The organism is Pseudomonas sp. FG13, assembly GCF_057809755.1.
This window is the reverse complement of sequence record NZ_JBMDKO010000007.1, coordinates 191,334-217,213: the sequence shown is the minus strand read 5'-3', so window position 1 is coordinate 217,213 and position 25,880 is coordinate 191,334. Positions and strand designations below refer to the sequence as shown.

24 protein-coding genes are annotated in these 25,880 nt (G+C 62.8%); 10 read left to right on the top strand and 14 right to left on the bottom strand.

Going from position 1 to position 25,880, the window contains the following annotated elements; all coding sequences use genetic code 11:
- Positions 1–4: 4 nt before the first annotated feature.
- Both ACODTO_RS09785 and quiC read right to left on the bottom strand, forming a co-directional pair.
- Positions 5–682: a TetR/AcrR family transcriptional regulator gene (locus ACODTO_RS09785; protein WP_139649286.1), complete on the bottom strand. Its 678-nt coding sequence runs from the start codon at positions 680–682 to the stop codon at positions 5–7.
- Positions 683–784: 102 nt separating this feature from the next.
- Entirely contained in the window at positions 785–2,686 is a 1,902-nt protein-coding gene (gene quiC / locus ACODTO_RS09780; protein ID WP_139649284.1) for a 3-dehydroshikimate dehydratase QuiC, read from the bottom strand.
- 273 nt (positions 2,687–2,959) lie between these two features.
- Between quiC and ACODTO_RS09775 the strand changes: the two genes are divergently transcribed.
- The gene (locus tag ACODTO_RS09775; protein ID WP_139649282.1) at positions 2,960–4,297 is read left to right on the top strand and encodes an MFS transporter; all 1,338 of its coding nucleotides are present in this window, start codon (positions 2,960–2,962) and stop codon (positions 4,295–4,297) included.
- Between the two features lie 155 nt (positions 4,298–4,452).
- On the opposite strand, the gene ACODTO_RS09770 is transcribed toward ACODTO_RS09775, so the two are convergent.
- Positions 4,453–5,331, bottom strand: coding sequence for a DMT family transporter (locus ACODTO_RS09770; RefSeq protein WP_139649280.1), 879 nt, complete (start codon positions 5,329–5,331; stop codon positions 4,453–4,455).
- Between the two features lie 38 nt (positions 5,332–5,369).
- A complete protein-coding gene (locus ACODTO_RS09765; RefSeq protein WP_175363873.1) occupies positions 5,370–6,146 on the bottom strand; it encodes an IclR family transcriptional regulator in 777 nt (258 codons plus the stop codon).
- 272 nt (positions 6,147–6,418) lie between these two features.
- Here ACODTO_RS09765 and ypfJ point away from each other — a divergent pair, with 272 nt between their 5' ends.
- On the top strand, positions 6,419–7,306 hold the full coding sequence (gene ypfJ / locus ACODTO_RS09760) for a KPN_02809 family neutral zinc metallopeptidase (RefSeq protein WP_139649276.1): 888 nt from the start codon (positions 6,419–6,421) through the stop codon (positions 7,304–7,306).
- Complete coding sequence (locus ACODTO_RS09755; protein ID WP_489106351.1) at positions 7,307–8,254, top strand: alpha/beta fold hydrolase; 948 nt, start codon at positions 7,307–7,309, stop codon at positions 8,252–8,254.
- Positions 8,255–8,378: 124 nt separating this feature from the next.
- Here ACODTO_RS09755 and ACODTO_RS09750 read toward each other — a convergent pair whose 3' ends face one another.
- From ACODTO_RS09750 to ACODTO_RS09740, 3 genes are all read right to left on the bottom strand, one after another.
- Positions 8,379–8,972, bottom strand: a complete 594-nt coding sequence (locus tag ACODTO_RS09750) for an HAD family hydrolase (protein WP_139649272.1) — start codon at positions 8,970–8,972, stop codon at positions 8,379–8,381.
- Positions 8,969–9,838, bottom strand: a complete 870-nt coding sequence (gene tesB / locus ACODTO_RS09745; RefSeq protein ID WP_175363875.1) for an acyl-CoA thioesterase II — start codon at positions 9,836–9,838, stop codon at positions 8,969–8,971. Before tesB ends, ACODTO_RS09750 begins: the two co-directional genes overlap by 4 nt.
- 94 nt (positions 9,839–9,932) lie before the next feature.
- The gene (locus tag ACODTO_RS09740; RefSeq protein ID WP_139649268.1) at positions 9,933–10,502 is read right to left on the bottom strand and encodes a GNAT family N-acetyltransferase; all 570 of its coding nucleotides are present in this window, start codon (positions 10,500–10,502) and stop codon (positions 9,933–9,935) included.
- Positions 10,503–10,624: 122 nt separating this feature from the next.
- Between ACODTO_RS09740 and ACODTO_RS09735 the strand changes: the two genes are divergently transcribed.
- Together ACODTO_RS09735 and ACODTO_RS09730 are read left to right on the top strand one after the other, a co-directional pair.
- A complete protein-coding gene (locus ACODTO_RS09735; RefSeq protein WP_139649266.1) occupies positions 10,625–11,545 on the top strand; it encodes a histone deacetylase family protein in 921 nt (306 codons plus the stop codon).
- Positions 11,546–11,825: 280 nt separating this feature from the next.
- Positions 11,826–13,061 carry a TIGR03862 family flavoprotein gene (locus ACODTO_RS09730; RefSeq protein ID WP_139649264.1) on the top strand — a complete coding sequence of 412 codons (1,236 nt, stop codon included), beginning with the start codon at positions 11,826–11,828 and terminating at the stop codon, positions 13,059–13,061.
- 27 nt (positions 13,062–13,088) lie between these two features.
- Here ACODTO_RS09730 and rhlE1 read toward each other — a convergent pair whose 3' ends face one another.
- Together rhlE1 and yedA are read right to left on the bottom strand one after the other, a co-directional pair.
- Positions 13,089–14,426: an RNA helicase RhlE1 gene (gene rhlE1, locus ACODTO_RS09725; protein WP_489106350.1), complete on the bottom strand. Its 1,338-nt coding sequence runs from the start codon at positions 14,424–14,426 to the stop codon at positions 13,089–13,091.
- Positions 14,427–14,484: 58 nt separating this feature from the next.
- On the bottom strand, positions 14,485–15,387 hold the full coding sequence (gene yedA, locus ACODTO_RS09720; protein WP_041023058.1) for a drug/metabolite exporter YedA: 903 nt from the start codon (positions 15,385–15,387) through the stop codon (positions 14,485–14,487).
- A gap of 161 nt (positions 15,388–15,548) precedes the next feature.
- Here yedA and ACODTO_RS09715 point away from each other — a divergent pair, with 161 nt between their 5' ends.
- Positions 15,549–16,001, top strand: a complete 453-nt coding sequence (locus ACODTO_RS09715) for an Lrp/AsnC family transcriptional regulator (protein ID WP_489106349.1) — start codon at positions 15,549–15,551, stop codon at positions 15,999–16,001.
- 230 nt (positions 16,002–16,231) lie between these two features.
- On the opposite strand, the gene ACODTO_RS09710 is transcribed toward ACODTO_RS09715, so the two are convergent.
- The 3 genes from ACODTO_RS09710 to ACODTO_RS09700 all read right to left on the bottom strand — a co-directional run bounded on the left by ACODTO_RS09710 (position 16,232) and on the right by ACODTO_RS09700 (position 18,274).
- The gene (locus ACODTO_RS09710; RefSeq protein ID WP_024780299.1) at positions 16,232–16,843 is read right to left on the bottom strand and encodes a 3'-5' exonuclease; all 612 of its coding nucleotides are present in this window, start codon (positions 16,841–16,843) and stop codon (positions 16,232–16,234) included.
- Positions 16,844–16,865: 22 nt separating this feature from the next.
- Positions 16,866–17,345 carry a LabA-like NYN domain-containing protein gene (locus tag ACODTO_RS09705; RefSeq protein ID WP_139649259.1) on the bottom strand — a complete coding sequence of 160 codons (480 nt, stop codon included), beginning with the start codon at positions 17,343–17,345 and terminating at the stop codon, positions 16,866–16,868.
- Between the two features lie 158 nt (positions 17,346–17,503).
- The gene (locus tag ACODTO_RS09700) at positions 17,504–18,274 is read right to left on the bottom strand and encodes a DUF2076 domain-containing protein (protein ID WP_139649257.1); all 771 of its coding nucleotides are present in this window, start codon (positions 18,272–18,274) and stop codon (positions 17,504–17,506) included.
- Positions 18,275–18,451: 177 nt separating this feature from the next.
- Here ACODTO_RS09700 and ACODTO_RS09695 point away from each other — a divergent pair, with 177 nt between their 5' ends.
- Entirely contained in the window at positions 18,452–19,111 is a 660-nt protein-coding gene (locus ACODTO_RS09695; RefSeq protein ID WP_139649255.1) for a hypothetical protein, read from the top strand.
- Positions 19,108–20,187 (top strand): endonuclease/exonuclease/phosphatase family protein, encoded by a 1,080-nt coding sequence (locus ACODTO_RS09690; RefSeq protein WP_489106348.1) that lies wholly within the window; start codon positions 19,108–19,110, stop codon positions 20,185–20,187. Before ACODTO_RS09695 ends, ACODTO_RS09690 begins: the two co-directional genes overlap by 4 nt.
- 258 nt (positions 20,188–20,445) lie before the next feature.
- On the opposite strand, the gene hrpB is transcribed toward ACODTO_RS09690, so the two are convergent.
- Entirely contained in the window at positions 20,446–22,962 is a 2,517-nt protein-coding gene (gene hrpB, locus ACODTO_RS09685) for an ATP-dependent helicase HrpB (protein ID WP_489106347.1), read from the bottom strand.
- A gap of 95 nt (positions 22,963–23,057) precedes the next feature.
- On the opposite strand from hrpB, the gene ACODTO_RS09680 reads away from it, so the two are divergent.
- Positions 23,058–23,477: a hypothetical protein gene (locus tag ACODTO_RS09680; RefSeq protein WP_024780293.1), complete on the top strand. Its 420-nt coding sequence runs from the start codon at positions 23,058–23,060 to the stop codon at positions 23,475–23,477.
- 28 nt (positions 23,478–23,505) lie between these two features.
- A complete protein-coding gene (locus tag ACODTO_RS09675) occupies positions 23,506–24,399 on the top strand; it encodes a cation diffusion facilitator family transporter (protein ID WP_139649250.1) in 894 nt (297 codons plus the stop codon).
- 151 nt (positions 24,400–24,550) lie between these two features.
- On the opposite strand, the gene ACODTO_RS09670 is transcribed toward ACODTO_RS09675, so the two are convergent.
- Positions 24,551–25,561, bottom strand: a complete 1,011-nt coding sequence (locus ACODTO_RS09670; protein ID WP_489106346.1) for a DUF6515 family protein — start codon at positions 25,559–25,561, stop codon at positions 24,551–24,553.
- Positions 25,562–25,880: the final 319 nt, after the last annotated feature.

Here is a 25,880-nt window from a genome sequence, read left to right as displayed (position 1 = left end):
GCACTCAGGCTTGCAGATACCGCAACACCGACTCGCAAATCATCTGGCGATGACGCTGCTTGATCGCCTCGTCCGCCAGATCGATCTGGAAAATCTCGCCGAAGGTGTGACGGTTGGACACGCGGTGAAAACAGAACGAACTGATCAGCAAATGCACATCCTGGGGTTCGAGGCCAGCGCGGAACACGCCTTCTTCGGCGCCGCGACGCAGGATCAGGTCCAGAGCGTCGAGGATGCTGCTGTTCATCGCCTTGATCACGCCTGATTGCTTGACGTATTCGGCGTTGTGGATGTTCTCAATAGAGACGATGCGCACGAAATCCACATTGCGGTCGTGGTGGTCGAAGGTGAACTCCACCAGGCGTCGGATTGCGTCGACCGGAGCCAACTCCGCCAGGTGCAGGCGGCTCTCGGTGCTGCGGATATCACCGTAGAGTTTTTCCAGCACCTCGATGTACAACTGCTCCTTGCTGTTGAAGTAGTAGTAGATCATCCGCTTGGACGTGTGGATACGTTCAGCGATGGCATCGACCCGGGCGCCGGCCAGGCCCTGCTGGACAAACTCGACGATGGCTTCCTGAAGAATGTTTTCCCGGGTCTTCTCCGGGTTGTTCTTGCGACTCTTGCGCGGCGCGACGAGAGGCTCGTCGAGGGCGTCGGACAGTTCTGGATTCATAGTCATTGCGGGCTCACGGCCATCACTGCACAAGCTGGCGATTATGGGCTGGCCCGTGCAGTGAAGGAAGGCACAGGATTACCGTTTTACTGCCGCGTTACGATTTCCCTACAACTTGGCGTGCCGCAAGCCACCGCTGCGGGACTTGGCCATGGCCGCCAGTCGCACCGCGACGTTGGCCGCGCCATACCCGGCATAGCCGCCCTTGCGCTGGATGATTTCAAAGAAAAATCGCCCCTCGAACGGTTCAGTGTAGACATGAAACAGCTCACCGCCCTGTGCGTCGCGGTCGTACAACACATTGAAATACGCCAGTTCGCTGAGAAACTCATCGTCGAAATCGAAGCGTGCCGCCAGGTCGTCGTAATAGTTGAGCGGAATATCCAGCAACGGCACGCCGGCCTCCTTGGCGCGGCTGACCTGGGCGAAGATGTCATCGCAGTCGAAGGCGATGTGATGCACGCCGGAACCGCGATAGCTCGATAGCGCGTGAGAGATCGCGGTGTTGCGGTTTTCGGAAATGTTCAGGGGCAAGCGGATCGAACTGCAGCGACTGCGCAGGGCCCGGCTCTTCACCAGCCCATAAGGGTCGGGCAACACCACTTCATCATCGGCTTCGAAATCCAGCAGGCTCTTGTAGAACAGCACCCAACTGTCGAGGCTGTCGGCCGGCAGCGCCATTGCCATATGGTCGATACGCTTGAGCCCGGCCCCGATGACCGCACCCGGTTGCAGGTTGAAATCCGTTCCGTAGACGTCCGCCTCCTGGTCCACCAGGTAGATCAGGCTGCCGTCCGGTGCGCGCACCGCCGCCAATTCCAATTCGTTGGGCCCCACCAGGCCGCGATAGGGCTGCCCCTTGTAATCCACGGCCCGCTTCAGGGCGCTGGCACTGTCTTTTACCCGCACGGCGGTGGCGCACAGCGACGGTCCATGGGCTTCGAAGAAACTGTGGGCAAAGGAGTACGGCTCGCAGTTGAGGATCAGGTTGATATCGCCCTGGCGCAGCAGGCTGACATTCTTGGAACGATGCTGGCCGGCCTTGACGAATCCCAACCGTTCCAGCCAGTGGGACAGCTTGGCGCCGAGGTTATCGTCCACAGCGAATTCAAGAAACTCGATGCCGTCGTATTCGCTGGCCGATGGCGGGGCAAACAATGTATCGAGATTGGCCACCGGCGCGGCTTCCGCGGCCAGGCGCTGGCGGGTCTTCTCCTCCAGGTACAGCAACGAACGCAGACCATCGGCGGCATTGGCCCGTGGCGGCGCGGCGCGGAAACCGTCGTTGAAGATTTCCAGCGACAGCGGCCCGGTATAGCCACTCTTGATGATCGGTGCCAGGAAGCCCGGCAGGTCGAATTCCCCCTGTCCCGGGAAACAACGGAAATGCCGGCTCCACTCCAGCACGTCCATCGCCAGGATCGGCGCATCGGCCATCTGCACGAAGAAAATCTTCTCGCCAGGGATCTCGGCAATGGCACTCGGATCGCCCTTGAGGGACAAGGTATGGAAGCTGTCGAGCAAGACGCCCAGGCTAGGGTGGTCGGCCTGGCGCACAATGTTCCAGACCTGTTGATAAGTGTTCACGTGCCGCCCCCAGGCCAGCGCCTCGTAACCGATGCGCAAGCCCCGCGCGCCGGCCCGCTCGGCCAGCTGTCGCAGGTCCTCCACCAGAATCCGCTCGTCCCCCAGGCTGTCGGCCGAGGCGTTGCTGCACACCAGCACCAGGTCGGTGCCGAGTTCCTGCATCAGGTCGAATTTGCGCTCGGCGCGCTCCAGGTTGCGGGCCAGGCGATCACGGCGACAACCTTCGAAGTCACGAAACGGCTGGAACAGCGTGATCGCGATGCCCAGGTCAGCGCACATCTGCCGGATTTCCCGAGGGCTGCCGTCGTAATAGAGCAGGTCGTTCTCGAAGATTTCCACCCCGTCGAAACCGGCGGCGGCAATGGCTTCGAGTTTTTCCGGCAGAGTACCGCTCAAGGATACGGTGGCAATGGAACGCTGCATGGGTTCGGCTCCCGGGACAGGCATCGGCTACAGAAGGTTCGCCGCTTTTTGAAAGAGTGGACAGATTATTGAGGCGCCAACGCCTTTCAGCAATTTAATATGTACCATCCGGTTAGTTTTTTGGGCGATTATCGAACAAAATGCCCTGGTACGAATTGACGACTTTTCGTCCACTGCGCACCATCAGCTCCACATTGATGCCGGGCCAAAACCCCGGCATCAATGGATGAAACCCCGACCACCCCATAAGAATTTCAAAAACGGGTACACCCTATGAATCCTTCCCAAAGTTCCTCCCTGAGCCCAGGCATGGGTGTCACGACCGGCGGCGTCGGTGACAAGATCCGCGGCGCCCTGGCTGTGGGCAAGACCCGTTGGGGCATGCTCGCACTGGTGTTTTTCGCCACCACGCTGAACTACATCGACCGCGCTGCCCTGGGCGTGATGCAACCCATTCTGGCCAAGGAAATGAGCTGGACGGCGATGGATTACGCCAACATCAACTTCTGGTTCCAGGTTGGTTATGCGGTCGGCTTCATACTGCAGGGCCGGTTGATCGACCGGATCGGCGTCAAGCGCGTGTTCTTTTTCGCCGTGCTGCTCTGGAGCCTGGCGACCGGCGCCCATGGCCTGGCCACTTCCGCGGCGGGCTTCATGGTCTGCCGCTTCATCCTGGGCCTCACCGAAGCCGCCAACTACCCCGCCTGTGTGAAGACCACCCGGCTGTGGTTCCCGGCGGGCGAACGAGCCGTGGCCACCGGTATCTTCAACGCCGGGACCAACGTCGGCGCCATGTTCACGCCCATGCTGCTGCCACTGATCCTGCAAGTGTGGGGCTGGCAGGCTGCATTCCTGTGCATGGCGGCATTGGGCGGGATCTGGTTGCTGTTCTGGGGCCTGAAGTACTTCAATCCGGAAGACCACCCCAGCGTCAAACAGTCGGAACTGGACTACATCCAACGTGAGAGCGAACCGGAACAAGCCCGTGTGCCCTTCTCCCGCATCCTGCGCATGCGCGGCACCTGGGCGTTCGCCCTGGCCTACTCGATCACGGCGCCGGTGTTCTGGTTCTACCTCTACTGGCTGCCACCGTTCCTGAACCAGCAATACAGCCTGGGCATCAACGTGACCCAGATGGGTATCCCGCTGATCATCATCTACCTCACCGCCGACTTCGGCAGCGTGGGTGGCGGCATCCTCTCTTCGTTCCTGATCGGTCGCGGGCTGAATCCGATCAAGGCACGACTGGTCTCCATGCTGCTGTTCGCCTGCTGCATCGTCGGCGTGATCATGGCCGCCGGCGCCAGCAACCTGTGGATGGCGGTGTTCGCCATTTCCCTGGCCATCGGCGCGCACCAGGCCTGGACGGCCAATATCTGGAGCCTGGTGATGGACTACACACCCAAGCACATGATGAGCACGGTGTTCGGCTTCGGCGGCATGTGCGCGGCCATCGGCGGGATGTTCATGACCCAATTGGTAGGGCACATCCTGACAGTGACCAATAACAACTACACCGTGTTGTTCACCTTGATTCCGGCGATGTACTTCACGGCCCTGATCTGGCTGTACTTCATGGCACCGCGCAAGATTCCGACGCTGGAAAACTGATTCATGCAGTGAAGAGAGATCCCAGAGAAATCAGTGGGAGCAAAGCCTGTGGGAGAAAGCTTGCTCGCGACGAAGGCACCTCGATTTACAGATCGTGTTTCCGCTCATCGCGAGCAAGCTTTGCTCCCACAAGACTCCTTCGCCACAGGTCCGTGTCATCTGCGCCGCTGCTGCCACGCCGCGGCCAATCCACTGAGACAGATCAGCACAATACCCAGCACCGTGGTCAGCGTCGGCGTGTGGCTGAACAACAGCCAACCCAGCAAGCCGGCAAAGACGATCTGGCAGTAGCTGAAGGGCGCCAGCAGTGCCGGGGCGGCAACGCGGAAGGCCTGGGTCAGCATCAGGTGCGCCGTCATCCCACAGGCCCCCAGCGCCAGCATCATCGCCCCATGCAACAGACTCGGCACCTGCCAGAAGAACGGCACCAGTGCGCTCATCACCAATGTGTTGCACAGGCCGGCGAAGAAGTTGCTGGTGGTAGGGCTGTCGACTTCGCTGAGCTTGCGAGTGAGCAACTGATAGAAACAGAAGAACAGCGCCGAGCAGAATGGCAACAGCACGGCCGGTGTGAACAGGTCTCCGCCAGGATGGACGATGATCAGCACCCCGATGAAGCCGAAGATCACCGCCACCCATTGACCGCGCGTCACCCGCTCGCCCAGCAGCGGCACCGACAGCGCCGTGACCAGCACCGGGGCCAGGAAGTTGACCGCCGTCGCCTCGGCCAACGGGATGTACAGCAGCGACGTGGTGAAAAACAGGCTGGTGCCCAGCAGACACAACGCCCGCGCCAACTGCCACAACGGACGTTTCGTGCGCAGCACCCGCAACCCCGAGCGCGGCAGGAAGATGCCCGCCATCAGCAGGGTATGCACCACATAACGGGCCCACACCACCATGATGATCGGATAGAAGCCCGAGAGGTACTTCGACAAGGCGTCATGGCTGGAAAACAGGAACGTCGCGAAGACAATCAGCAGGATGCCCTTTAAGGCCTGATTGACACCGGAAAGCGGGGTGCTGACGGTCATGGGGTGATCCTGGTTGGTAGGGCCAATATCTGCGAGTGTCAGCTGAACAGCTCCGACGCCTGGCTCGCTTGCGACAATTCCTCGGCAAACACCAGCAAGGTCGGGGCCAACTCATGCAACCGCACCCGCGTCATCCGCGCGCTGGGCCCGGCAACGCTGAGTACGCCGACGATCCGACTGTCCAGCGGATGCCGCACCACGGCGGCGATGGCCGAAGTGCCGACCGCCGAGCTCTCCTCGACACAGGCATACCCCTGCTCGCGGGCCGCACGCAGGTACTCGAGCAGTTCATGGGTGCTGTGGGGCGCGTTTGGCCCTACGTCGGCGGGCACCTGCGCAGCCTGGCGCTCGACCAGCGCCAGCGCCTCGGCATCGCTCATGCACGCCAGCCAGGCATGGCCCGACGCCGTGTAGAACAGCGGCGTCTCGCGCCCCATGTCCGGGTCGTAGCGCAAACCGGACCGCGCCCCTTGGGACTTGGCGATCCAGGTCTGGCGTTCCCCTTCGATGACCCCCAGGCGCACCAGCTCACCCGTTTCCCGGGCCAGACGGTCCAGCACCGGCTGCACGATGTCGGCACCACTGCGCGAGAGATAGCGAAACCCCAAGGCGATCAGCCGGGTTGACACGTGATAACGCAGGTTCTCGGGGTTCTGGCGCACGTAGCCCAGGCGCGTCAGTTCAGCGAGCAAGCGGTGAGTGGCGCTCTTGGGAATCTGCAGTTGTTCGGCCAGCCCTTGAAGTGGCCAGCCGCGAGGTTCGCTGGCGAGACTTTCCAGCACATCGAAAACCCGCTCAATTTGACTTCCAGCCATGGTACCCCGATGCAAGGTTATCGATTCCAGAATATTGAAAGTCTAATGCAGATTCTGGAACCAAGTACACATTCATCGGCTGATATTGTCTTTTGTGGGAGCGAGCCTGCTCGCGATGGCGATGGTACATTCAGGCTTGATGCAAGCTGATTGATCGCAATCGCGAGCAGGCTCGCTCCTACCGGGTGCTTATGTCAGAAAACTGCTAGTAAACTGGCGGCATTCCGAAGCAACGGCAACACTGTCCACACGGTCAATCAGAGGACTCTCACATGCTATGGAAAAAAGGTCGCCGCAGTGACAACGTGGTGGACGCCCGTGGCGATGGTGATGGCGGCGGTGGTGGGATGCGCTTTGGCGGGGGCAAGGGACTGAGCCTGACGGCCATTCTCCTGATCGTCGGCATCGGCTGGATCACCGGCCAGGATCCGATGCAGATCCTCGGGCAACTGGCCGGGCAGATGGATCAGTCCGCACCGACCTCCTCTCAAACTCGCCAGGCGCCACCGGCCAACGATGAACAGGCCGAGTTCGTGCGTTCGATCCTCGGTGATACCGAAGACACCTGGGGCCAGGTCTTCCAGCAGGCCGGACGCCAATATCAGCAACCCAAACTGGTGCTGTTCAGCGGTCGGGTCAACTCGGCGTGCGGCCTCGCCTCGTCGGCCACCGGGCCGTTCTATTGCCCGGCGGATCGGCAGGTCTACCTGGACATGAGTTTCTTCAAGGAGATGTCCCAACGCTTCTCCGCCGCCGGGGACTTCGCCCAGGCCTATGTCATCGCCCATGAAGTCGGCCACCATGTACAGACGTTGCTCGGTGTGTCGGCGAAAATCCAGGAGGCTCGCCAGCAAGGCCGGCAGATGGAAGGCGACGGCGGGCTGCTGGTGCGTCAGGAATTGCAGGCCGATTGCCTGGCCGGCGTCTGGGCCAACCATGCACAGAAGCGCCTGAACTGGCTGGAGCCCGGAGATGTTGAAGAAGCCTTGAACGCCGCCAACGCCATCGGTGACGATCGCTTGCAGCAACAAGGCCAGGGGCGCGTGGTGCCGGACTCCTTTACCCACGGCACCTCAGCGCAACGGGTGCGCTGGTTCAAGGCCGGGTTCGCCCAAGGCCAAGTGAGCCAATGCGACACTTTTGCGGCGAAAAACCTGTAGATGAAATGGGCCGCATCGATCGCACTGGTGCTGTGCAGCCTCTTCGCCCAGGCTGACGAACACGTTGTGAACACGGTGGCGCAGGGGCGGTTACAACTCAAGGGCGGCAGCATGGTGGTCGGGGTAAGCCCGCCCCCGACGTCTATCCAACGTGTGCTGATCATCCTCCATGGGCGGCTGCGCAATGCCGACACCTACCTGCACAGCGCCGAGAAAGCCGCCAGCCAGGCCGGACAACTGGCCACCACGTTGATCATCGCTCCGCAGTTTCTCAACGAGCAGGACGTCGCCCGTCATCAGCTCCCCAATGAGCTGTTGCGCTGGCAAGGCAACGACTGGATGGCCGGCGGCTTATCCACAGGACCGAGTCCGGTCAGTTCCTACCAGGTTCTCGACGACATCGTTGCGCGGGTCAGCGACCGGCAGCAGTTTCCCGACGTGAAGGAAATCGTCATCGCCGGTCATTCCGGCGGCGCCCAGGTGGTTCAGCGCTATGCCCTGCTCGCCCATGGGCAGTACCGGATCGCCCCGCGCTTCGTCATCGCCAACCCGTCCTCCTATGCCTACTTCGATGCACAGCGGCCCATGGCCTTCGACCCTGCTGGTTGCCCCGCTTTCAATCGCTGGAAATACGGTTTGCTCAACCTTCCCGCCTATGCCGCCGGGCAAACAGCCGCCCAACTGGAGGACAACTACATCAAGCGCGACATCACTTACCTGCTCGGGCAACAGGACGTCGACCCGGAGCACCCGGCGCTGGATAAAAGCTGTGAGGCGCAGACCCAGGGGCCGTATCGGTTGCTGCGCGGGCATTTCTTCTTCGACTACCTGACCCGACGTCACCCCGAGGGGCTGAACCAACGGCTGATCGAGGTGCCCGGCGTGGGGCATGATGGGGCTGGGATGTTCAATTCGGCGGAGGGGCTGAAGGCCTTGTTTGGGCAGTAAAGGCCTCATCGCGAGCAGGCTCGCTCCCACAGGGGACGGTGTCGATTACATCATCAGCGTCCACAGAAGCCCCATTGTGGGAGCGAGCCTGCTCGCGATAGCGGTTGACCTGCCGACCTGCCTCTCAAACCGAAATCATCCGCCGCAACTCGCCACAATCCCGGGCATGCCAATCCGTCAACTCCGGCCATGGATTGTCCGGCAGGTTCACCAGCACGGTCCGCGTACCCGCCGCACGGCCGCAGTCCAGGTCGAAGCGGTAATCGCCGACCATGACCATGTCCGCTGGCGCCACGTTCCAGGCCTCGGCCAGTTTCAACAGGCCACCCGGGTGCGGCTTGGGCGGTGCTTCGTCACGCCCCAGCACGTCCTCCACGGCGAAACAATCGGCCAGGCCAATGGCCTCGAGTGTCACATGGGCCAGTTCCCTGGCGTTGCGGGTCAGGATTCCCAGGCGGTAGCCACGCCCGGCCAAGTCACGTACCAGCTCGACAGCGCCCGGCGCCGGCCTGGAGCCCAGCGCCAGGTCCCGCTCGTGCTCCAGCAGCCAGGCATGCTTGGCGGCGGCTTCATCCGCCGGCAAGGCCGCCAGATGGGTCAGGATGTCGTCTTCGGCCGGAATCGCCAGGGCCACGCGGATCGCCGCGAAATCATGCACGGCGACGGTCAGCGTGCCATCCATGTCGAAGACCCAGTGCCGTACATCCACCAGGCTCATGCCCAGTCCTTGCGATGCCGGATCAGGCCTTCCTGGGTCACCGAGGCCACCAGTTGCCCGGCGCGGTTGAACACGCTGCCACGGGAAAATCCGCGGGAATTGCCGGCCCAAGGGCTGTCCATGGCATAGAGCAACCAGTCGTCGGCACGCAGGTCGGCGTGGAACCACAAGGCGTGGTCGAGGCTGGCGACCTGCATGTCCTTCTGCCAGACCGACTTGCCATGGGGCAGCATCGACGTGGTCAGCAGACCGAAGTCCGATGCGTAGGCCAACAGGTATTTATGCAACGCCGGCGAATCCGCCAGGGCGCCATCGGCGCGGAACCACACGTATTTGATCGGATCGGCCGGCTGCGGGTTGTACGGGTCTTTTTCCGTGACCGGGCGCACCTCGATCGGCTTGGGGCACAACAGTTTTTCCCGCATGTGCTCGGGCAACAGGTGCGCCCGCTGCTGGGTCAGTTCCAGTTCGGAGGGCAGGTTTTCCGGCCCGACCACCTGGGGCATGCTGCTCTGGTGCTCGAAACCCTGCTCGTCGTACTGGAACGACGCACTGCAAGTGAAGATCGGATGGCCTTTCTGGATCGCCGTCACCCGGCGGGTGCTGAAGCTGCCGCCGTCACGTACCCGGTCCACCTGGTAGACCACCGGCAACGCCGCGTCGCCCGGACGCAGGAAATAGCCGTGCATCGAATGCACATGGCGCGCCTCTTCCACCGTCTGGCTGGCCGCCGACAACGACTGGCCCAGCACTTGACCGCCGAACAATTGGCGGAACCCCAGGTCCTGGCTGCGGCCGCGAAACAGATTTTCTTCGATCGGTTCCAGGGTCAGCAGGTCGACCAGATCTTCCAACACGTGGCTCATTCAGACTTCCTCACACAGCACACCGCGCAGTCTGCGCCGCGACGGTGGATCAATTGTTGCCCATTCTGGCGGGCAGTGTAGACGTCCGTGTCGGTTAACCGTGCAGGGTCTGCAACCACTGCTCGCGGTTGATGCGATAGAGCACATGGTGACGCAATGGATGGCCGACCGCGAGTCTTGGATGTTCGAAATCGTCAACCGGGTCATGGTGCATGCCGATCGCCTGCATGACCTTTTGCGACGGCAGGTTATCGGTCGAGGTGAATGCCACCACTTCGTCCAGGCCCAGGCGGTCAAACCCACAGCGCAACGCCGTCCAGGCGGCTTCGCTGGCATAACCCAGGCCCCAATGCTCCCGGGCCAGGCGCCAGCCGATCTCGACTGCCGGCGTGAAGTGCGCGTCGAACCCCACCACGCCCAGTCCGGTAAAACCGATAAAGGCACCGGTGTCCTTGCGCTCCAGCGCCCACAAGCCAAAACCATGTTCGGCAAAATGCCCGCGCACGCGCCCGATCAGCGCGGCACTTTCAAGGCGGCTCAGGGGGGCCGGGAAATAACGCATCACCTGCGGATCGGCAGACATGGCCGCAAACGCCGGCAAATCTTCGTCGTGCCACTGCCGCATGAGCAGTCGCGCACTTTCCAGTTCCAGTATCGGCTCCATCTTTACTCCCCTTCCTTGCCCATTGGCCCGTAAGGTTAATTTGAGTACACGAATTAGCCACACAGGCCACTAGAGTCTACATCGCTGGTAGGATCGGTCATTCAATCACTGCTGAAAACACCATGCCGCTGCCGCTTATCTATCACGAAGACTACAGTCCCGAATTCCCGGCGGAACACCGTTTCCCCATGGACAAGTTCCGCCTGCTGCGCGACCACCTGGTGGACAGCGGGCTGACCCGTGACGCGGACCTGTTGCGCCCGTCGCTGTGCCCGTCCGAGATCCTCGCCCTGGCCCACGACCGCAGCTATATCGAACGCTACATGAGCGGCGAGTTGTCCCGCGAAGACCAACGGCGGCTCGGCCTGCCCTGGAGCGAAGCCCTGGCCCGGCGAACGGTACGGGCCGTGGGCGGTTCGCTGCTGGCGGCCGAGCAGGCCCTCGAACACGGGCTGGCCTGTCATCTGGCCGGAGGCACCCACCATGCCCACTACGACCACCCTGCCGGGTTCTGCATTTTCAACGACCTGGCGGTGATCAGCCGCTATTTCCTCGCCAGTGGCCGTGTTTCGCGGGTGCTGATTTTCGACTGCGACGTGCATCAGGGCGACGGTACCGCGCGAATACTCCATGACACCCCGGACGCGGTGACAGTTTCCTTGCACTGCGAAAAGAATTTTCCCGCCCGCAAGGCCCAGAGCGACTGGGACATTCCGCTGCCGATGGGCATGGAAGACTCGGCGTACCTGCAGGTGGTGGACGATGCCCTCAACTACCTGTTGCCGCTCTACCAGCCGGACCTGGTGCTGTACGACGCCGGTGTCGATGTCCACAAGGACGACGCCCTCGGTTACCTGAAGCTGACAGACGAGGGGCTCGCCGCCCGGGACGAGAGCGTCATGCGCCATTGTCTCGGGCGTGACATCCCGGTGGTCGGGGTGATCGGCGGCGGCTACAGCAAGGACCGCAGGGCCCTGGCCCGACGCCACGGGATCCTGCATCACAGCGCACAAAAGGTCTGGACGTCATCAGGGTGTCATTGAAACCTGGGTGCGTTACCCACAATGCCTGTGGAGCGGCCTGTGGATAACCTGAGCGAAACGGCCTACACGCTATACCGGGTATAGCTTGCAGAGGACTGGTTGTTTTTTGAGCACATTTCAGCAACACCCTCATCCCCTGTGGCAGCGAGCCTGCTCGCGATAGCGGTCCCCCCTCCAACATTGATGTCGCTGATCCACCGCAATCGCGAGCAGGCTCGCTCCCACAGGATTTTCGTGCTGATAGAATGCCGCGCTTATTCCCATCTCTGCAGTCCACACCATGACCCAAGCTTCCAAGCCCTCCACTCCCCACGTCGCCATCATCGGCGGCGGCCCTGCCGGCTTGATGGCGGCCGAGGTGTTGAGCCAGGCTGGCATTCAGGTCGACCTGTACGACGGCATGCCCTCGGTGGGCAGGAAGTTTCTGCTGGCCGGCGTCGGCGGTATGAATATCACCCACTCGGAAGCCTTCCCGGCATTTCTGTCCCGCTACGCCGAGAACGCCGCGAATATCGCCCCGCTGCTACGGGCCTTCGGGGCGGATGAGCTGTGCAGCTGGATCCACGGGCTGGGCATCGACACCTTTGTCGGCAGTTCCGGGCGGGTGTTCCCCACCGACATGAAAGCCGCCCCGCTGCTGCGTGCCTGGCTCAAGCGCCTGCGCGATGCTGGAGTGGCAATCCACACCCGCCATCGCTGGCTCGGCTGGAACCCCGACAATAGTTTGCGAATAGCCGGCCCGGAAGGTGAAAAGACGCTCCAGCCCGACGCCACGCTGCTGGCACTGGGCGGCGGCAGTTGGTCGCGCCTGGGCTCCGACGGCGCCTGGATGCTGGCATTGGAACAGCGCGGTGTCGCCCTTGCACCGTTGCAACCCAGCAACTGCGGCTTCGACGTGCAGGCCTGGAGCGATCTGATGGTCAGCAGGTTTGCTGGCGCCCCGCTGAAAAACATCGCCATCGGCCTGAACGACGACGTCCCCCGTCTCGGCGAATGTGTGATCACCGCCACCGGTATCGAAGGTAGCCTGATCTATGCCCTGTCGGCACCGATTCGCGAGGCCATAAATCGCCATGGCAGCGCGACGATCCATCTGGACCTGCTGCCGGGTCGGCCTGTGGATAAAGTTCTCCAGGCCTTGAGCAAGCCGCGCGGTTCACGCTCGATGGCCAAGCACCTGCACAGCCAGTTGGGGATCGATGGGGTCAAGGCGGCGTTGTTACGCGAACTCACACCGGCCGATGGCTTCGCCGACCCTGCGCGCCTGGCCCAGGCCATCAAGGCACTGCCCATCACCCTGGTGAAAACCCGTCCCCTGGACGAAGCCATCAGCAGCGCCGGTGGCGTGACATTCGAAGCCGTGAATGAAAGCCTGATGCTCAAGCGGATACCCGGCGTGTTCTGCGCAGGGGAAATGCTCGACTGGGAAGCACCGACCGGCGGTTATCTGCTGACGGCGTGCTTCGCCAGTGGGCGAGCGGCGGGGTTGGGGATGCTGGAGTTCTTAAGGCAGTGATCATTCCCACGCTCTGCGTGGGAATGATCAAGGCTTGCGTTTACGCGGCCCGGTATTGAACACCGGTACTTTGCGCACCGGCTTGACCGAAGGCTCCACCGGTGCCGAGTCCCCGCTGTCCACCCACTTGCCCAGGTTGCGCTTGCCGCCACCGCCCGACGTCTTTGGCTTCTTCGGCTTTTTCGGTTTCTTGATCACTTGGCCACTGGCGTCGGTATCCGGCACCCGGTGCTCAGGCTCGAAATCCTGTTCCATCTGGCGAGTCAAGGTCTGGCGGGTCAACATCTCGATGGCTGACAGCAGGTTCACTTCATCGGCGCACACCAGGGAAATCGCTTGCCCCGTGGCGCCCGCCCGGCCAGTACGGCCGATGCGATGGATATAGTCTTGGGCGACGATCGGCAAATCGAAATTCACCACCAGCGGCAGGTCCTCGATATCCAGCCCACGGGCGGCGACGTCGGTAGCCACCAGAATCTGGACTTCACCGAGCTTGAAACGGTCCAGCGCACGCTGGCGGGTGGCCTGGGGTTTATCGCCGTGGATGCCATCGGCGTTAACGCCCAGGCCCTGGAGTTTTTCCACCAGCGCATCGACGCCGTTGCGGGTCTTGGCGAACACCAGTACCTGCTTCCACTTGTTCTTGCGCATCAGGTGCACGAACAATTCCGGCTTGCGCTTCTTGTCCACCGTCACCACCCATTGCTTGACGGTGTTGGCGGCGACGTTGCGCGGGCTCACTTCGATGCTCAGGGGATCGTTGAGCATCTGCCCGGCCAGCAAACGGATGGCGTCGGAAAAGGTCGCCGAGAACAGCAGCGTCTGGCGTTTCTTCGGCAGCGCCTTGTAGATATTCGCCAGTTCCTCGGAGAAGCCCAGGTCCAGCATGCGGTCGGCTTCGTCCAGCACCAGGGTCTGCAACTGGTTGAACTTCAGCGCGTTCTGCCGGAACAGATCGAGCAAGCGCCCCGGCGTGGCGACCAGCAGGTCCACGCCCTTGCGCAGCTTCATCATCTGCGGGTTGATGCTGACGCCACCGTACACGGCGTAGGTGCTCAACGGCAGGTTCTGCGCGTACTGGCGCACGCTTTCATGGACCTGCTCGGCCAGTTCACGGGTCGGCACCAGGATCAGCGCCCGTACCGAGTTCGCGGCCACTTTCGGCCCTTCGGTGGTCAGCAACTGCAACAGCGGCACCGCGAAACCGGCGGTCTTGCCGGTGCCGGTCTGGGCCGCGGCCATCAGGTCGCGACCGGCCAGCACCGCCGGCATGGCCTGGGCCTGCACCGGGGTCGGGGTCTGGTAGCCGAGCGTCTCGAGGGCGCGCAGCAAGGGTTCGATCAGGCCAAGGGTGGCGAAAGTCATGGAAGTACCGTAGGAAAAATCAGCGCAGGGTGTGCAATGCGCGGCAGTTTACCTTAATTCAGGATTCAACCGGCGCAGGCTTGGGCTTGCGCCACTGGGGCAGCCCGATCAACACCACGGCGCTGATGATCACCAGCATCGCCAGGGACTCTTCGACGCCGATGCTTTCGCCGGCAAACACGATCCCCAGCAGCACCGCCACCGCCGGGTTGACATAGGCATAACTGGTGGCCGCCGCTGGCCGTACATGCTTGAGCAGATACATGTAGGCGTTGAAGGCGATGATCGAACCGAAGAAGGTCAGGTAGGCCAGCGCGAACCAGCCTTCGAACGGTGGGATGCGCTCCAGGTGTTCGCCACTGGCGAAGCTGCCGATCAACAGCACCACGCCACCCACCAGCATTTCCACGGCGCTGGCCATCGCCCCCGCCGGCAACGGCAGATGCTTGCTCAACACCGACCCGAAGGCCCACGACGCCGCCGCGAACACCAGCAAGGTGGCTCCCAGCGGACTGGATTGCAGGTTGGAACCCAGGTTGAGCATCGCGATGCCGATCAGCCCCAGCACAATGCCCGCCCATTCCAGGCGCGTATTACGTGCGCCCCAGAAATACCCGCAAAGCAGGGTAAACAAAGGCACCGTCGCCACGGCCAACGCCGCCACCCCGGAGGCCACACCGGTATGCTCGGCGACGCTGACCGCGCCATTGCCGAAACTGAGCAGTAGCACGCCGATGATGGCCCCGGCCTTCCACTGCGCCCAGGTCGGCGCCGGCGCCCCGCGCCAACGCAGGAAGCCATACATGAGCGAGCCGGCCAGCACGAAGCGAATCCCGGCCAGCAACAGCGGCGGCCAATGCTCCACACCGATGCGAATCACCAGGTAAGTCGAACCCCAGATGATGTACAACGCAAAGAAGGCAGCGATCAGCGGCAGTGGAAAACGGCGTGGGCCAGGCATGGTCAGCTCGAAGTCAGGACAATGAGAGGCGTTATTCTAGAAAGGCGACGAGCGGAAAATAAGCTACAAAACCTGTTTATCCCACCCATACACTTTTCAAACCACGGAGATCAGCGCTATAAACCGTGCTTTCGAAAGTCACGTCACTTGGAAGCCAGACCGTGGATAAATACGACCGCATGCTGCTCAGCGCCCTGTTGGAAAATGGTCGTGCGTCCTACGCCGAACTGGCCCGCAAAGTGAACCTCTCGGCCCCGGCCGTGGCCGAGCGGGTCAGCAAGCTGGAGGCCAGCGGGATCATTACCGGCTACCAGGCCAAGGTCGACATGGCCAAGATCGGTCTGCCGGTACAGTGCGTGATCGAATTGCGGATGAACCAGCACGGCAACCAGAAGGTCTACGACGACTTGTGCAAGATTCCCCAATTGACCGAATGCCACCGGGTGACCGTCGACCCCTGCGTGATCATGCAAGCGGCGGTCGGCTCGATGCCGGAGCTGGAAGAGCTGATCAACCGGATCGCCAAATTCGGCTTCAGCAAGACCTCGATCGTGCTGTCCAGTGCCATTGAAAAGCGCGTGCCGTTGGGGCAGTTGGAAAGCAACGGCAAGTAAATCGCCCAACACCGATCAAACCCTGTGGGAGCAACTGTTTTATCTTTGCCGCCGCCATCGCGAGCGGGCTCGCTCCCACAGTTATTCGGGTTGATCCGATCCCCGCGTCCACCATCAATCCCCTGTGAGAGCGAGCCTGCTCGCGATAGCGCCAGGTCAGTCAATATTTGCAGTGGCTGACACACCGCCATCGCGAGCGGGCTCGCTCCCACATTTGGATGGCGGTGATCTCAGAACCCGCGATGACGCTTGAGATGCTCATTGATCTTCGCCGCCGGGACCTTCTGCAAGCTGCACAACAGATCGTGGGACAGCTCCCGCAGCCCATGCTTGTGTCGCAGTTCCGACGCCAGGTGCGCGGTGAGGTTGGCGGCCATTTCGGCGTCGGCCATGGCCCGGTGGGCCTGGCCGGTATGGGGCAGGCCGGCAAAGGCGTTGAGGGTGCCGAGCTTGTGGTTCGGCGCGGCGGGCATCAGGCGTCGGGCAAGCAGCAGCGAACAGGCAAAATTCTGCAAGCGGGTGCGCTTGATCCGCCCCAGTTCAAAGTCCCAGAACTTCTGGTCGAACGCGGCGTTATGTGCCAGCAACGGCGTGATGCCGACGAACTCGTTGACCTCGTTCATCACCCGCTCGGCCGACGGCGCGCTGCGCAGCATGGCATTGCTGATGCCGGTCAGTTGCTCGATGAACGCCGGCACCCGCACGCCAGCATTCATCAGGCTCTGGTAGCGGTCGACGATCCGGCCTTGCTCGAGTATCACCACGGCGATTTCCGTGGCTCGGCAACTGCTGCTCGGGGTGATTCCGGTGGTTTCAAAGTCGATGACTGCGATGCGTTCCAAACCTGTCTGAACTCCGTAACGATCAATTCTTGAGCAACAGCGCGCCTTCGATGGGCACATAGCGGCTGGCGGCGCGGATCAGCGAGTTGGCCGTCAGCCCCGGCACGCCGTACGCCACCGCCTGCACACCGTGCTTGCTGATGATGCGTTCGAGCAGCATGTCGAAGTCGCCGTCACCCGAGGCCAGCACTATCTCGTCGACATGGTCGGCGGCGTCCATGATGTCCAGCGTGATGCCCACGTCCCAATCGCCCTTGGCCGAGCCATCGCTGCGCTGGATATAGGGCTTGAGCTTCACGGTGAAACCCAGGTTGCGCAGGATCTGCTGGAATTGCTGCTGCTTGCTGTCACCGCGATCGATCGCATAGGCGTAGGCCTCGACGATCTGCCCTTGTTTGCTGACGTCGGCCCACAGGGCGGCGTAGTTGAAGTGACATCCATAGGCCTGGCGCACGGTGTAATAGAGGTTCTGAACATCGGCGAACACTGCGATTTTCTTCACCGCGGTTCCTCTTGAATGCACAAGCGCGCAGGCTCTGGGTCAGGCATTGGTGGCCGATATGGCCACCAGGCCCGAAAAGGCGCCCAGTATGCCAGCCCGAAGGAGGATTCCGCGAATAATCGGTCCGAGGCGCGTGGGCACCCCGGACGAATGGCAGGTCAGACGAAAGAATCGTCGTCGCCAAAGAATGAAGAGTCGTCGCTGTAGTCCGCGTCGCTGAAACCGCCCTGGTCGTTGCCGTAGCGATCGTTGTCAGCCATGCGCTGGTCGTCGCCCCAACCGTTGTCGCCGCTGTTACCCACGTCGTTGACCGGTTGGGCCGGCTCTTCCTTGATGATCTCGACGATCTCCTGGGGCTGCTGGCCGCTGTGGAACAGACTGCTGATACCTTGCGCCAGCATCACGCCACCGGCCACGCCGGCTGCGGTTTTCAGGGCGCCACCCAGAAAGCTGCTCGCCGCCGGGGCTTGTTGTTGCGGGGCACCATAGCCCGCTGGCGGCGCACCGAAGCCCTGCTGAGCCGGGGCATTGTTGAAGGATGGCCGCGCCGGCTCGCGCCAGCCGCCACCGCCGGTTGCCGGAGCGCTTGGAGCAGGGGCTGGTCGCGAATCACGACTGCTGCCCCCGAAAATACTCGAGAGGAAACCACCGCCCCCACTGGGTGCCGAAGGCTGGCTGCGGGCGTTCTGCAGGTCCGCCTGCAGTTGCTGGACTTGCTCGGTCAGTTGCCTGTTCTGCTCGTCGAGGCGCTTGATTGCCGCCTCTTGCACCAGAATCGCCTGGGCCATGAAATAGCCGGCCGAGGGCTGGCTGGCCAGATGCTCCTTGATCCGCGCCTCGGCCTGGGCATCGCGCGGGCCTGAATCCTTTTCGGCCTGCTGCAGCCGTGAAAACAGTCCATCGATCAGGGTTTGTTCTTCGCTGTTCATGGCGACCTCATCAGATTGCCGGGTAGAAAACCAAGCCGGTTCCGCAGAACCGGTGCCCACCAGTAATGGGGCTTGCCGCGAAGGATTCAATGGTCTTTACCTGATGTTTACGTTTGCTAGTGCGGGTGCCTGATCGGTTAAAGTGTCGGACCGCTTCTGGACCTGCGATCCCGACTCATGAATCCGTTTGACGTGCTGCGTGACTCTTTGTATTTCTTCAAGCGCCATCTGGGCCGGATCGCCCAGCTGTGCCTGCCACTGGTGATACTCGAGGCCGTGCTGCAACAAGCCGTCGACCGCGCCGTCGGCCCGGATGGCTTTCCCGGCTATAGCGTGATCGTCGGGCTGCTGGTGTATCCGGTGTACACCGCTGCGCTGATCCTGTTTCTCGACGCCCGTAGCCGAGGCGAATCGCCGCACATTCGCGACCTCCTCGCCGCGGCCCTCACCCTCTGGCCGCGCTTCGCGCTGCTGACCGCTCTCAACACGCTGCTGATCCTGCTGGGCATATCGTTGTACATCCTGCCGGGCCTGTGGCTGATGGTGACCCTGGCGTTCAGCGAATACCTGCTGGTGCTCCGAGGCCTGGCGCCGTTGGCGGCGATGAAGGAAAGCCTGCGCATGAGTCGCGGCCAGTTCTGGCGGATCCTGTTGTGCATCATGGGCGTGATGGGCCCGCTGTGGCTGCTCAAGGGCGCCAGCGTCTCGGTGTACCCACCGCCCCAGAACCCCTGGCTAGGCCTGTTGATCGACAGCGTTCACAGCTTCCTGCAACTGTTCACCAGCGTGGTGCTGTTCCGGATATTCATGCTGGTCGGGGAAAAACCCGAGCCATGACCCGCCTACTGCGCTACACCCTGCTGGGCCTGTTGTCGGTGCTTTGCCTGGCCGCCCTGTCGATCTATAGCCTGACCTGGCGCCCACATGCCCGGGAAGCACTGCCGGTCAGTTGTACCGCCAGCGCCGCACCGCTGATGCCCGGTCAGGCGATCAAGGTGATGACCTGGAACGTCCAGTTCCTGGCTGGCAAGCGCTACGTGTTCTGGCACGACCTGGCCCAAGGCGACGATGAAAGCCCGACCCTGGAAGACATGGCCTTCAGCCTCGACGAAGTGGCACGGGTCATCCGTGACGAACAACCCGGCATCGTCCTGCTGCAGGAACTGGACAACGGCGCCAAGGCCAGCGACTACCAGGACCAGCTCAAGTTATTGCAGGAGCGGCTCGCCGACCTTTACCCCTGCAGCACCAGCGCCTTCGACTGGAAGGCCGATTTCATACCCAGCCCCCATATCTTCGGCAGCGTCGGTCGACAACTGGCAACGCTGAGCCGCTACCGCATCGATCATGCCGAACGGGTGCAACTGCCGGTGGCCGAGGCCAACTTCATCAGCCGCCAGTTCCAACCGAAGAATGCCCTGCTGGTGAGCTACATGCCGCTGAGCGATGGCAGCCAACTGGCCGTGCTCAACACGCATCTGGAGCGGGCCACGCAGCCGGACGAAACCCTGCCCAAGCAGGTCACTGCCGTGGCCCAGGCCCTGGACAAGTTCGAATCCCGAGGCATGCCCTGGCTGATCGGCGGCGACTTCAACCTGCTGCCCCTGGGGCAGTACCTGCGCCTGCCGCCCGAACAGCGCACCCCCTACTCCGCCGACAGCCCGCTGCACCTGCTGTGGGACAAGTACCCGATGATTCCCACCAACAACGAGGCCAGCGGCATCGACCGTGCGCACTGGCTGACCCACTACCCGAACGACCCCGGCCTCAACGGCCCGGACCGCACCGTCGACTACCTGTTCTACAGCCCGCGTATCAAACGGGTCGAGGCCCAGGTGCGGCAGGACGATACGCTGCGCATCTCCGATCACTTGCCGGTGATTGCGCGGTTCCTGCTGCCCGTTACGCCATAGCCGCAGACCTGTGGAAACGAGTCTGCCCGCGAATGCACTGTGTCTGCCAACTTCTATGCGACTGATAGGCCGCTATCGCGAGCAGGCTCGCTCCCACAGGAATCCTGCGGTGAATAACGATCGTGCGGCCAGCCCGGAGCCCATGTGGGAGCGAGCCTGCTCGCGATAGCGGGTGCTCAGCCAGTTTTGATGTGACTGACAGATAGCCATCGCGAGCGGGCTCCCACAGGGTTCGGGTCCACTCGGATTAACGTCTGTTCACTTACGCGGCTTGACCCGCGCCGTCGCCTCCGCCACCAGCGGATCATCCGGCCAGTAATGCTTGGGATAACGTCCCTTGAGGTCCTTCTTCACTTCGGCGTAGGTGCTGCGCCAGAAGTTCGCCAGGTCCTGGGTCACCTGCACCGGCCGGCGTGCCGGTGACAGCAGGTGCAGCTTGACCACCTGGCGTCCGCCGGCGATGCGCGGAGTCTCGGCCAGGCCGAACAGTTCCTGCAAGCGCACCGCCAGGATCGGCGGATATTCGCTGTAGTCCAGGCGGATCGACGAACCCGAGGGCACGCTCAAGTGATGGGGTACTTGCTCGTCCAACCGCTGCGGCAACGGCCAGGGCAGCAGGTTGTGAACGATGCTCGACAGGTCCAGGTTGGCAAAATGGCTGAGGCGCGAGACTCGGCCCAGATACGGCATCAGCCAATGTTCAAGACTGCCGAGCAACGCTTTGTCGCTGACGTCGGGCCATTCGCTTTCGCCCTTGGCGTCCAGGTCCAGTCGACGCAGCAGTGCCACCCGCGCCTGCCATTGCCGCAGTTCCGGCGTCCAGGGCAACAGCTCCAGGCCCTTGCGCCGCACCAGGTTCACCAGGGCCTGGCTACGGGCGGACTCATCCAGGCCGGTCAGCGGTTCGCGGCTGAGCACCAGTTCGCCGACCTTGCGCTGGCGCTCGGCCCGCAGCACGCCTTCGCGCTCGTCCCAGTCCAGTTGATCCACCGTGTGCACCTGCTCGGCCAGTACGGAATCGAACAGCGCCGGGTCGAAATCCGTTGCCAGGTAGATCCGCTCTTCACGCTGGCCCTGGCGGCTGCCGAGATCGGCGATCACCAGCCACGGCTGCTTCATCAGGCTGTCGGCCTCGGCAAACAGCGCCGCACGGCCGTTGGCCAAGCGGTACTCCGCGCCGCCGGGTCGTCGCTGCTGCGCGACCCGATCCGGGTAGGCCAACGCCAGCAGCGCCCCGAGCCAACGCGGATGATCGGGATCGGCCACCGCTTCTTCGGCCTTGCCCCGCAAATAGCCGCGATACTGCCGGGCCAGTTGCCGCGCCCGCGTCACGCCACCTTGCGCACCTCGCGCCGCCCGCTCTTCGCCGGACAGCAAGGCCAGACGACTGTGCAAATCCGCGCCGGCGCCCCTGAGAATGTCCCGTTCGCCCAACAACGCCGCGACGTTGCAGGCCATGTCCGCCAGCCCCAGCGCCTGCCCGCGCAACAATAAATGAGCGATACGCGGGTGGGCCGGCAGTTCGGCCATGGCCTGGCCGTGACGAGTCAGTTGCTCGCCGTCCAGCGCGCCCAGACGCTGCAGCAAGTCCTGGGCCTGGGCGTAGGCGGCGCCGGGCGGCACGTCGAGCCAGACCAATTGCTGCGGCGTCACGCCCCAGCGCCCCAGTTGCAAGGCCAGCCCGGCCAGGTCCGCCGAAAGGATCTCCGCGCTGCCATAGGCGGCCAGTTGTTCGTGCTGATCTTCGGACCACAACCGATAGCACACCCCCGGCTCCAATCGCCCGGCCCGACCGGCCCGCTGAGTAGCGCTGGCCCGGGAAACGCGCTGGGTGTCGAGACGAGTCATGCCGCTGCCCGGGTCGAAACGTGGAACCCGGGCCAGCCCGGCATCGACCACCACCCGGACGCCGTTGATGGTCAGGCTGGTTTCGGCGATGTTGGTCGCCAGCACCACTTTGCGCAGGCCAGCAGGCGCTGGGTCAATGGCGGCACGTTGGGCCGCGAGGTCCAATTCGCCGTGCAGGGGACACAGCAGCACATTACCGCCCTCGCCCAGGGCATCGGCCAGTTGCTGGTGGACACGACGGATCTCCGCCTGCCCGGGCAGAAACACCAAGACGCTGCCGGTTTCATCGTGCAGGGCTTCGAGTACGGTCTGTACCAACCGCGGCTCGATGAACTCACCGGGCTGGAACGGACGGCCCCAGCGCACGGTCACCGGGAACATCCGCCCTTCACTGCGCAGGATCGGCGCGTCGTCCAACAATCCGGCCAGGCGCTCGCCTTCCAGGGTCGCAGACATCAACAGAATCTTCAGCGGCTGGTCTTCGCGAAACAGCTCCCGGCCGTTGAGGCTCAGGGCCAGGGCCAGGTCGGCGTCGAGACTGCGTTCGTGGAATTCATCGAAAATCAGCAGCCCCACACCTTCCAATGACGGGTCGTCCTGCAAGCGGCGGGTGAGAATTCCTTCGGTGACCACTTCAATACGGGTGCCTGGGCCAACCTTGCTGTCCAGACGAATCCGGTAGCCGACGGTTTCACCGACCTTTTCACCCAACTCACTGGCCAATCGCTCCGCCGCCGCCCGTGCCGCCAGGCGTCGGGGTTCGAGCATCAGGATGGTCTGTCCGGCCAGCCACGGCTCGTTCAACAGGGCCAGAGGAACGCGGGTGGTTTTACCGGCACCGGGCGGTGCTTCGAGCACAGCTTCATGGCGTGATGCCAAGGCTTGACGCAGGGTTGGTAAAACTTCATCAATCGGCAAAGAAATCATGCTGGCTCCAAAACAGAGGGCCGAGTATAACGGCGAACTGTTTGGCGTGGTCTGGACTCAAACCCACAACGCCCTTACCTGCTCAGGAGATTGTTATGCGTATTCCCTTTCGCGTGATCGGTGGTGTCCTGGTCGCCACCCTGCTGACCCAGGTCAGCGCCTGCGGCTCGATCTTCTACCCTGACCGTCGCGGCCAGATCGACGGCAAGATCGACCCGGCCATTGCCGCGCTCGACGCCGTCGGCCTGCTGTTCTACATCATTCCCGGCCTGATCGCGTTCGCGGTGGACTTCGCCACCGGCGCCATTTACTTCGAGCCGGGCAAGACCGCCCAGATCGCGCCAGAAAAGCTCAAGCAGGCCGTCAACCCTGACGGCAGCGTCGACAACCATAAATTGCAGGCCATTCTGGAAAGCGAACTGGGCCGCAGCTTCCCCCTGGACGATCCACGGCTGATCCAGCACAAGGGCAGCGCGCAGCAACTGGCCGCTCTCGGACTCAAACCGGCCGCATGACGGGCGCCACTGAAGGAACGACCGCGCCATGACCACCACTCCCGAACACGCTCGCCTGCTACGCCTGGCCACCCGCGCCTCGGTGGCCGTGGCGTCGATCCTGATTATCGCCAAGGCACTGGCCTGGTGGCTGAGCGGTTCGGTGAGCATGCTCGCCGGCCTGACCGACTCGGCCTTGGACGGCGTCACCTCGCTGCTCAACCTGCTGGCGGTGCATTACGCCTTGCGTCCCGCCGACGCCGATCATCGCTACGGTCATGGCAAGGCCGAATCCCTGGCCGGCATGGCCCAGGCGCTGTTCATTGGCGGCAGCGCTGTGTTGATTGCCCTGCAGGCGTTCGAGCGCCTGAAAAACCCGGTCCCGGTGGAGGCGCCCTGGCTCAGTGTCGGCGTGATCGTGTTTTCCCTGGCCCTGACCCTGGCGCTGCTGGCGTTGCAACACCGGGTCATCCGCGCCACGGGCTCCAACGCCGTTCGCGCCGACTCGCTGCATTACCGTTCCGACCTGTTGCTCAACGGCAGCATCCTGGTGGCACTGCTGCTGGCCGGGTTCGGCTGGTATCAACTCGACGCCTGGTTCGGCCTGGGCATCGCCGTCTACATTCTCTGGAGCGCCATCCAGATCGCCCGGGAAAGTTTCGCCGTGTTGATGGACGAAGAACTGCCGCCCAACGTCAGCCAGCACATGCTGGAACTGGCCTGTGCCGTGCCCGGCGTGCTGGGTGCCCATGACTTGCGCACGCGGATTTCCGGCAACCACTGGTTCGTGCAACTGCATCTGGAATTGCCTGGAGAGCTGACCCTGTCAGTGGCCCACGGCCTCAGCGACCAGGCCGCCGATGCGATCCACCGCGCCTATCCGAAGGCCGAAGTGCTGGTGCACGCCGATCCGTCGGAAGTGGTGAAAACCGCCAGCGCCTGATGCGCTTCACCTCTGTGGGAGTAAAGCTTGCTCGCGATAGCGGCCGATCAGCCAACATTGTTGTCGACTGACTGACCCAATCGCGAGCAAGCTTTGCTCCCACAGGTTTGTGGCGTTCAGCACCCAGTCTTTTTTACTGAACAAACAAACCTCAGTAACTCACCTGATACCCACGGCTGCTCAAGCAACTCCCCTGAGCCTGCCGGTAGGTCTGTACCACTTCCGGCGCGGGCGGGTAGGTGTAGTTGCGCGGATCGAAGCCGCTCTGCTGCACCGCCCAGCGATAGCACTCGTAGCCATCCTGGTTGACCTGCTCGGGAGACTGACCGTTGGCCGGATAAGCCACCACATCGAAACTGTTGCCCTGGGGTTGTGGCTGCGGGTTGGCGACGGGGGCGTCGACCACGACGTAGTCCTGGGTGTTGGCTTCGTAGATGTAATAAGCACCGGCGGCGAGGAAGAACAGCGAGCTGCCGATCCAGACTTCCCGGGCATAGTCGGGCAGGTAACGGGTGCGGATGCCCCGAGGCGGCTGCACCACGACATAGCGTGGTCCTTGCGGGCGATACCAATAGCCACCCGAGAAGAAATAGTCCTGGCCACGATAGGGCACACGGTAATTGCGATCCGGGAAGCGGTCGATGACATAACCGGGACGATATTGCGGCCCCGGCCCCCAACCATTGCCATGCCCGTCCGGGCGACCGGCCCAGTGCTGATCTGGACGATTGTCATGCTCGGGGCGTGGCCGATTGCTCGGATAACCGTCGCTGCGGCGCGGGATATCGCGGTAGTAACCCGGTTGCGGCTCCCGAGTCTGGGTCACGCTGTCGGGCCGGCCCTGGATCGGCAGGTTGTTGCCCGGCTGCTGCTGTTGCGGCGGACGACCATGACCGTTGGGATCCTGGGGTGATCGGTCATAGGATGGGCCACCCTGGCGCTGGGCGCCGGGTTCGAACTGGCGGCTGTTGTCGCCGCGGATGATTTCGTTGCTCCGGGGCCGGGGCTGTTCAACATGGCCCTGGCTGTTGCCACCGCGCTGGTCGTGGTCACGACCGCCGTCCGGGCCACCACGGTTTTGCTGATCATCGGCCATCCCTTGCGCACTGACACTTGCCCACAACAGACCAACACCTGCCAGACGCCAGATGCGCGACTTCATGTTATTCCTCACAACGGTTCAGGGCCTGATGATAAGACTGGGAAAAGCCCAGGCCGGTTCTGCACCAGATTATCAGCAGCGCCACTTATTTCGCAGGCATTAAAAAAGGGAGACCCGTCGGCCTCCCCTTGAGAACTTCGTCCGTGCTCGACGCTTGTGGCGTCGGCTCACCTCACGCCGTCTTCTGGACAGTGTGCAGCTCGGGGGTCATGAGTGGCCTGTCTGGCTACCAGGCACCGGTGGGTGCCGCGACCGCAGCCGGCCTGCTTGGGCGGGCTGCATTGGACTGTTTGTCCGAGCAGTGATCTTGGTGATAAGA

Excerpts from the sequence above, each read along its gene's own strand:
- yedA (WP_041023058.1), bottom strand. The coding sequence starts at position 15,387 with ATGCCTGGCCCACGCCGTTTTCCACTGCCGCTGATCGCTGCCTTCTTT.
- ACODTO_RS09680 (WP_024780293.1), top strand. The coding sequence starts at position 23,058 with ATGCGTATTCCCTTTCGCGTGATCGGTGGTGTCCTGGTCGCCACCCTG.
- ACODTO_RS09700 (WP_139649257.1), bottom strand. The coding sequence starts at position 18,274 with ATGAACAGCGAAGAACAAACCCTGATCGATGGACTGTTTTCACGGCTG.
- ACODTO_RS09690 (WP_489106348.1), top strand. The coding sequence starts at position 19,108 with ATGACCCGCCTACTGCGCTACACCCTGCTGGGCCTGTTGTCGGTGCTT.
- hrpB (WP_489106347.1), bottom strand. The coding sequence starts at position 22,962 with ATGATTTCTTTGCCGATTGATGAAGTTTTACCAACCCTGCGTCAAGCC.
- tesB (WP_175363875.1), bottom strand. The coding sequence starts at position 9,838 with ATGAGCCACGTGTTGGAAGATCTGGTCGACCTGCTGACCCTGGAACCG.
- ACODTO_RS09740 (WP_139649268.1), bottom strand. The coding sequence starts at position 10,502 with ATGGAGCCGATACTGGAACTGGAAAGTGCGCGACTGCTCATGCGGCAG.
- ypfJ (WP_139649276.1), top strand. The coding sequence starts at position 6,419 with ATGCTATGGAAAAAAGGTCGCCGCAGTGACAACGTGGTGGACGCCCGT.
- ACODTO_RS09675 (WP_139649250.1), top strand. The coding sequence starts at position 23,506 with ATGACCACCACTCCCGAACACGCTCGCCTGCTACGCCTGGCCACCCGC.
- ACODTO_RS09670 (WP_489106346.1), bottom strand. The coding sequence starts at position 25,561 with ATGAAGTCGCGCATCTGGCGTCTGGCAGGTGTTGGTCTGTTGTGGGCA.
- ACODTO_RS09735 (WP_139649266.1), top strand. The coding sequence starts at position 10,625 with ATGCCGCTGCCGCTTATCTATCACGAAGACTACAGTCCCGAATTCCCG.
- ACODTO_RS09785 (WP_139649286.1), bottom strand. The coding sequence starts at position 682 with ATGACTATGAATCCAGAACTGTCCGACGCCCTCGACGAGCCTCTCGTC.
- ACODTO_RS09750 (WP_139649272.1), bottom strand. The coding sequence starts at position 8,972 with ATGAGCCTGGTGGATGTACGGCACTGGGTCTTCGACATGGATGGCACG.
- ACODTO_RS09775 (WP_139649282.1), top strand. The coding sequence starts at position 2,960 with ATGAATCCTTCCCAAAGTTCCTCCCTGAGCCCAGGCATGGGTGTCACG.
- ACODTO_RS09730 (WP_139649264.1), top strand. The coding sequence starts at position 11,826 with ATGACCCAAGCTTCCAAGCCCTCCACTCCCCACGTCGCCATCATCGGC.
- rhlE1 (WP_489106350.1), bottom strand. The coding sequence starts at position 14,426 with ATGACTTTCGCCACCCTTGGCCTGATCGAACCCTTGCTGCGCGCCCTC.
- ACODTO_RS09770 (WP_139649280.1), bottom strand. The coding sequence starts at position 5,331 with ATGACCGTCAGCACCCCGCTTTCCGGTGTCAATCAGGCCTTAAAGGGC.
- quiC (WP_139649284.1), bottom strand. The coding sequence starts at position 2,686 with ATGCAGCGTTCCATTGCCACCGTATCCTTGAGCGGTACTCTGCCGGAA.
- ACODTO_RS09755 (WP_489106351.1), top strand. The coding sequence starts at position 7,307 with ATGAAATGGGCCGCATCGATCGCACTGGTGCTGTGCAGCCTCTTCGCC.
- ACODTO_RS09695 (WP_139649255.1), top strand. The coding sequence starts at position 18,452 with ATGAATCCGTTTGACGTGCTGCGTGACTCTTTGTATTTCTTCAAGCGC.
- ACODTO_RS09765 (WP_175363873.1), bottom strand. The coding sequence starts at position 6,146 with ATGGCTGGAAGTCAAATTGAGCGGGTTTTCGATGTGCTGGAAAGTCTC.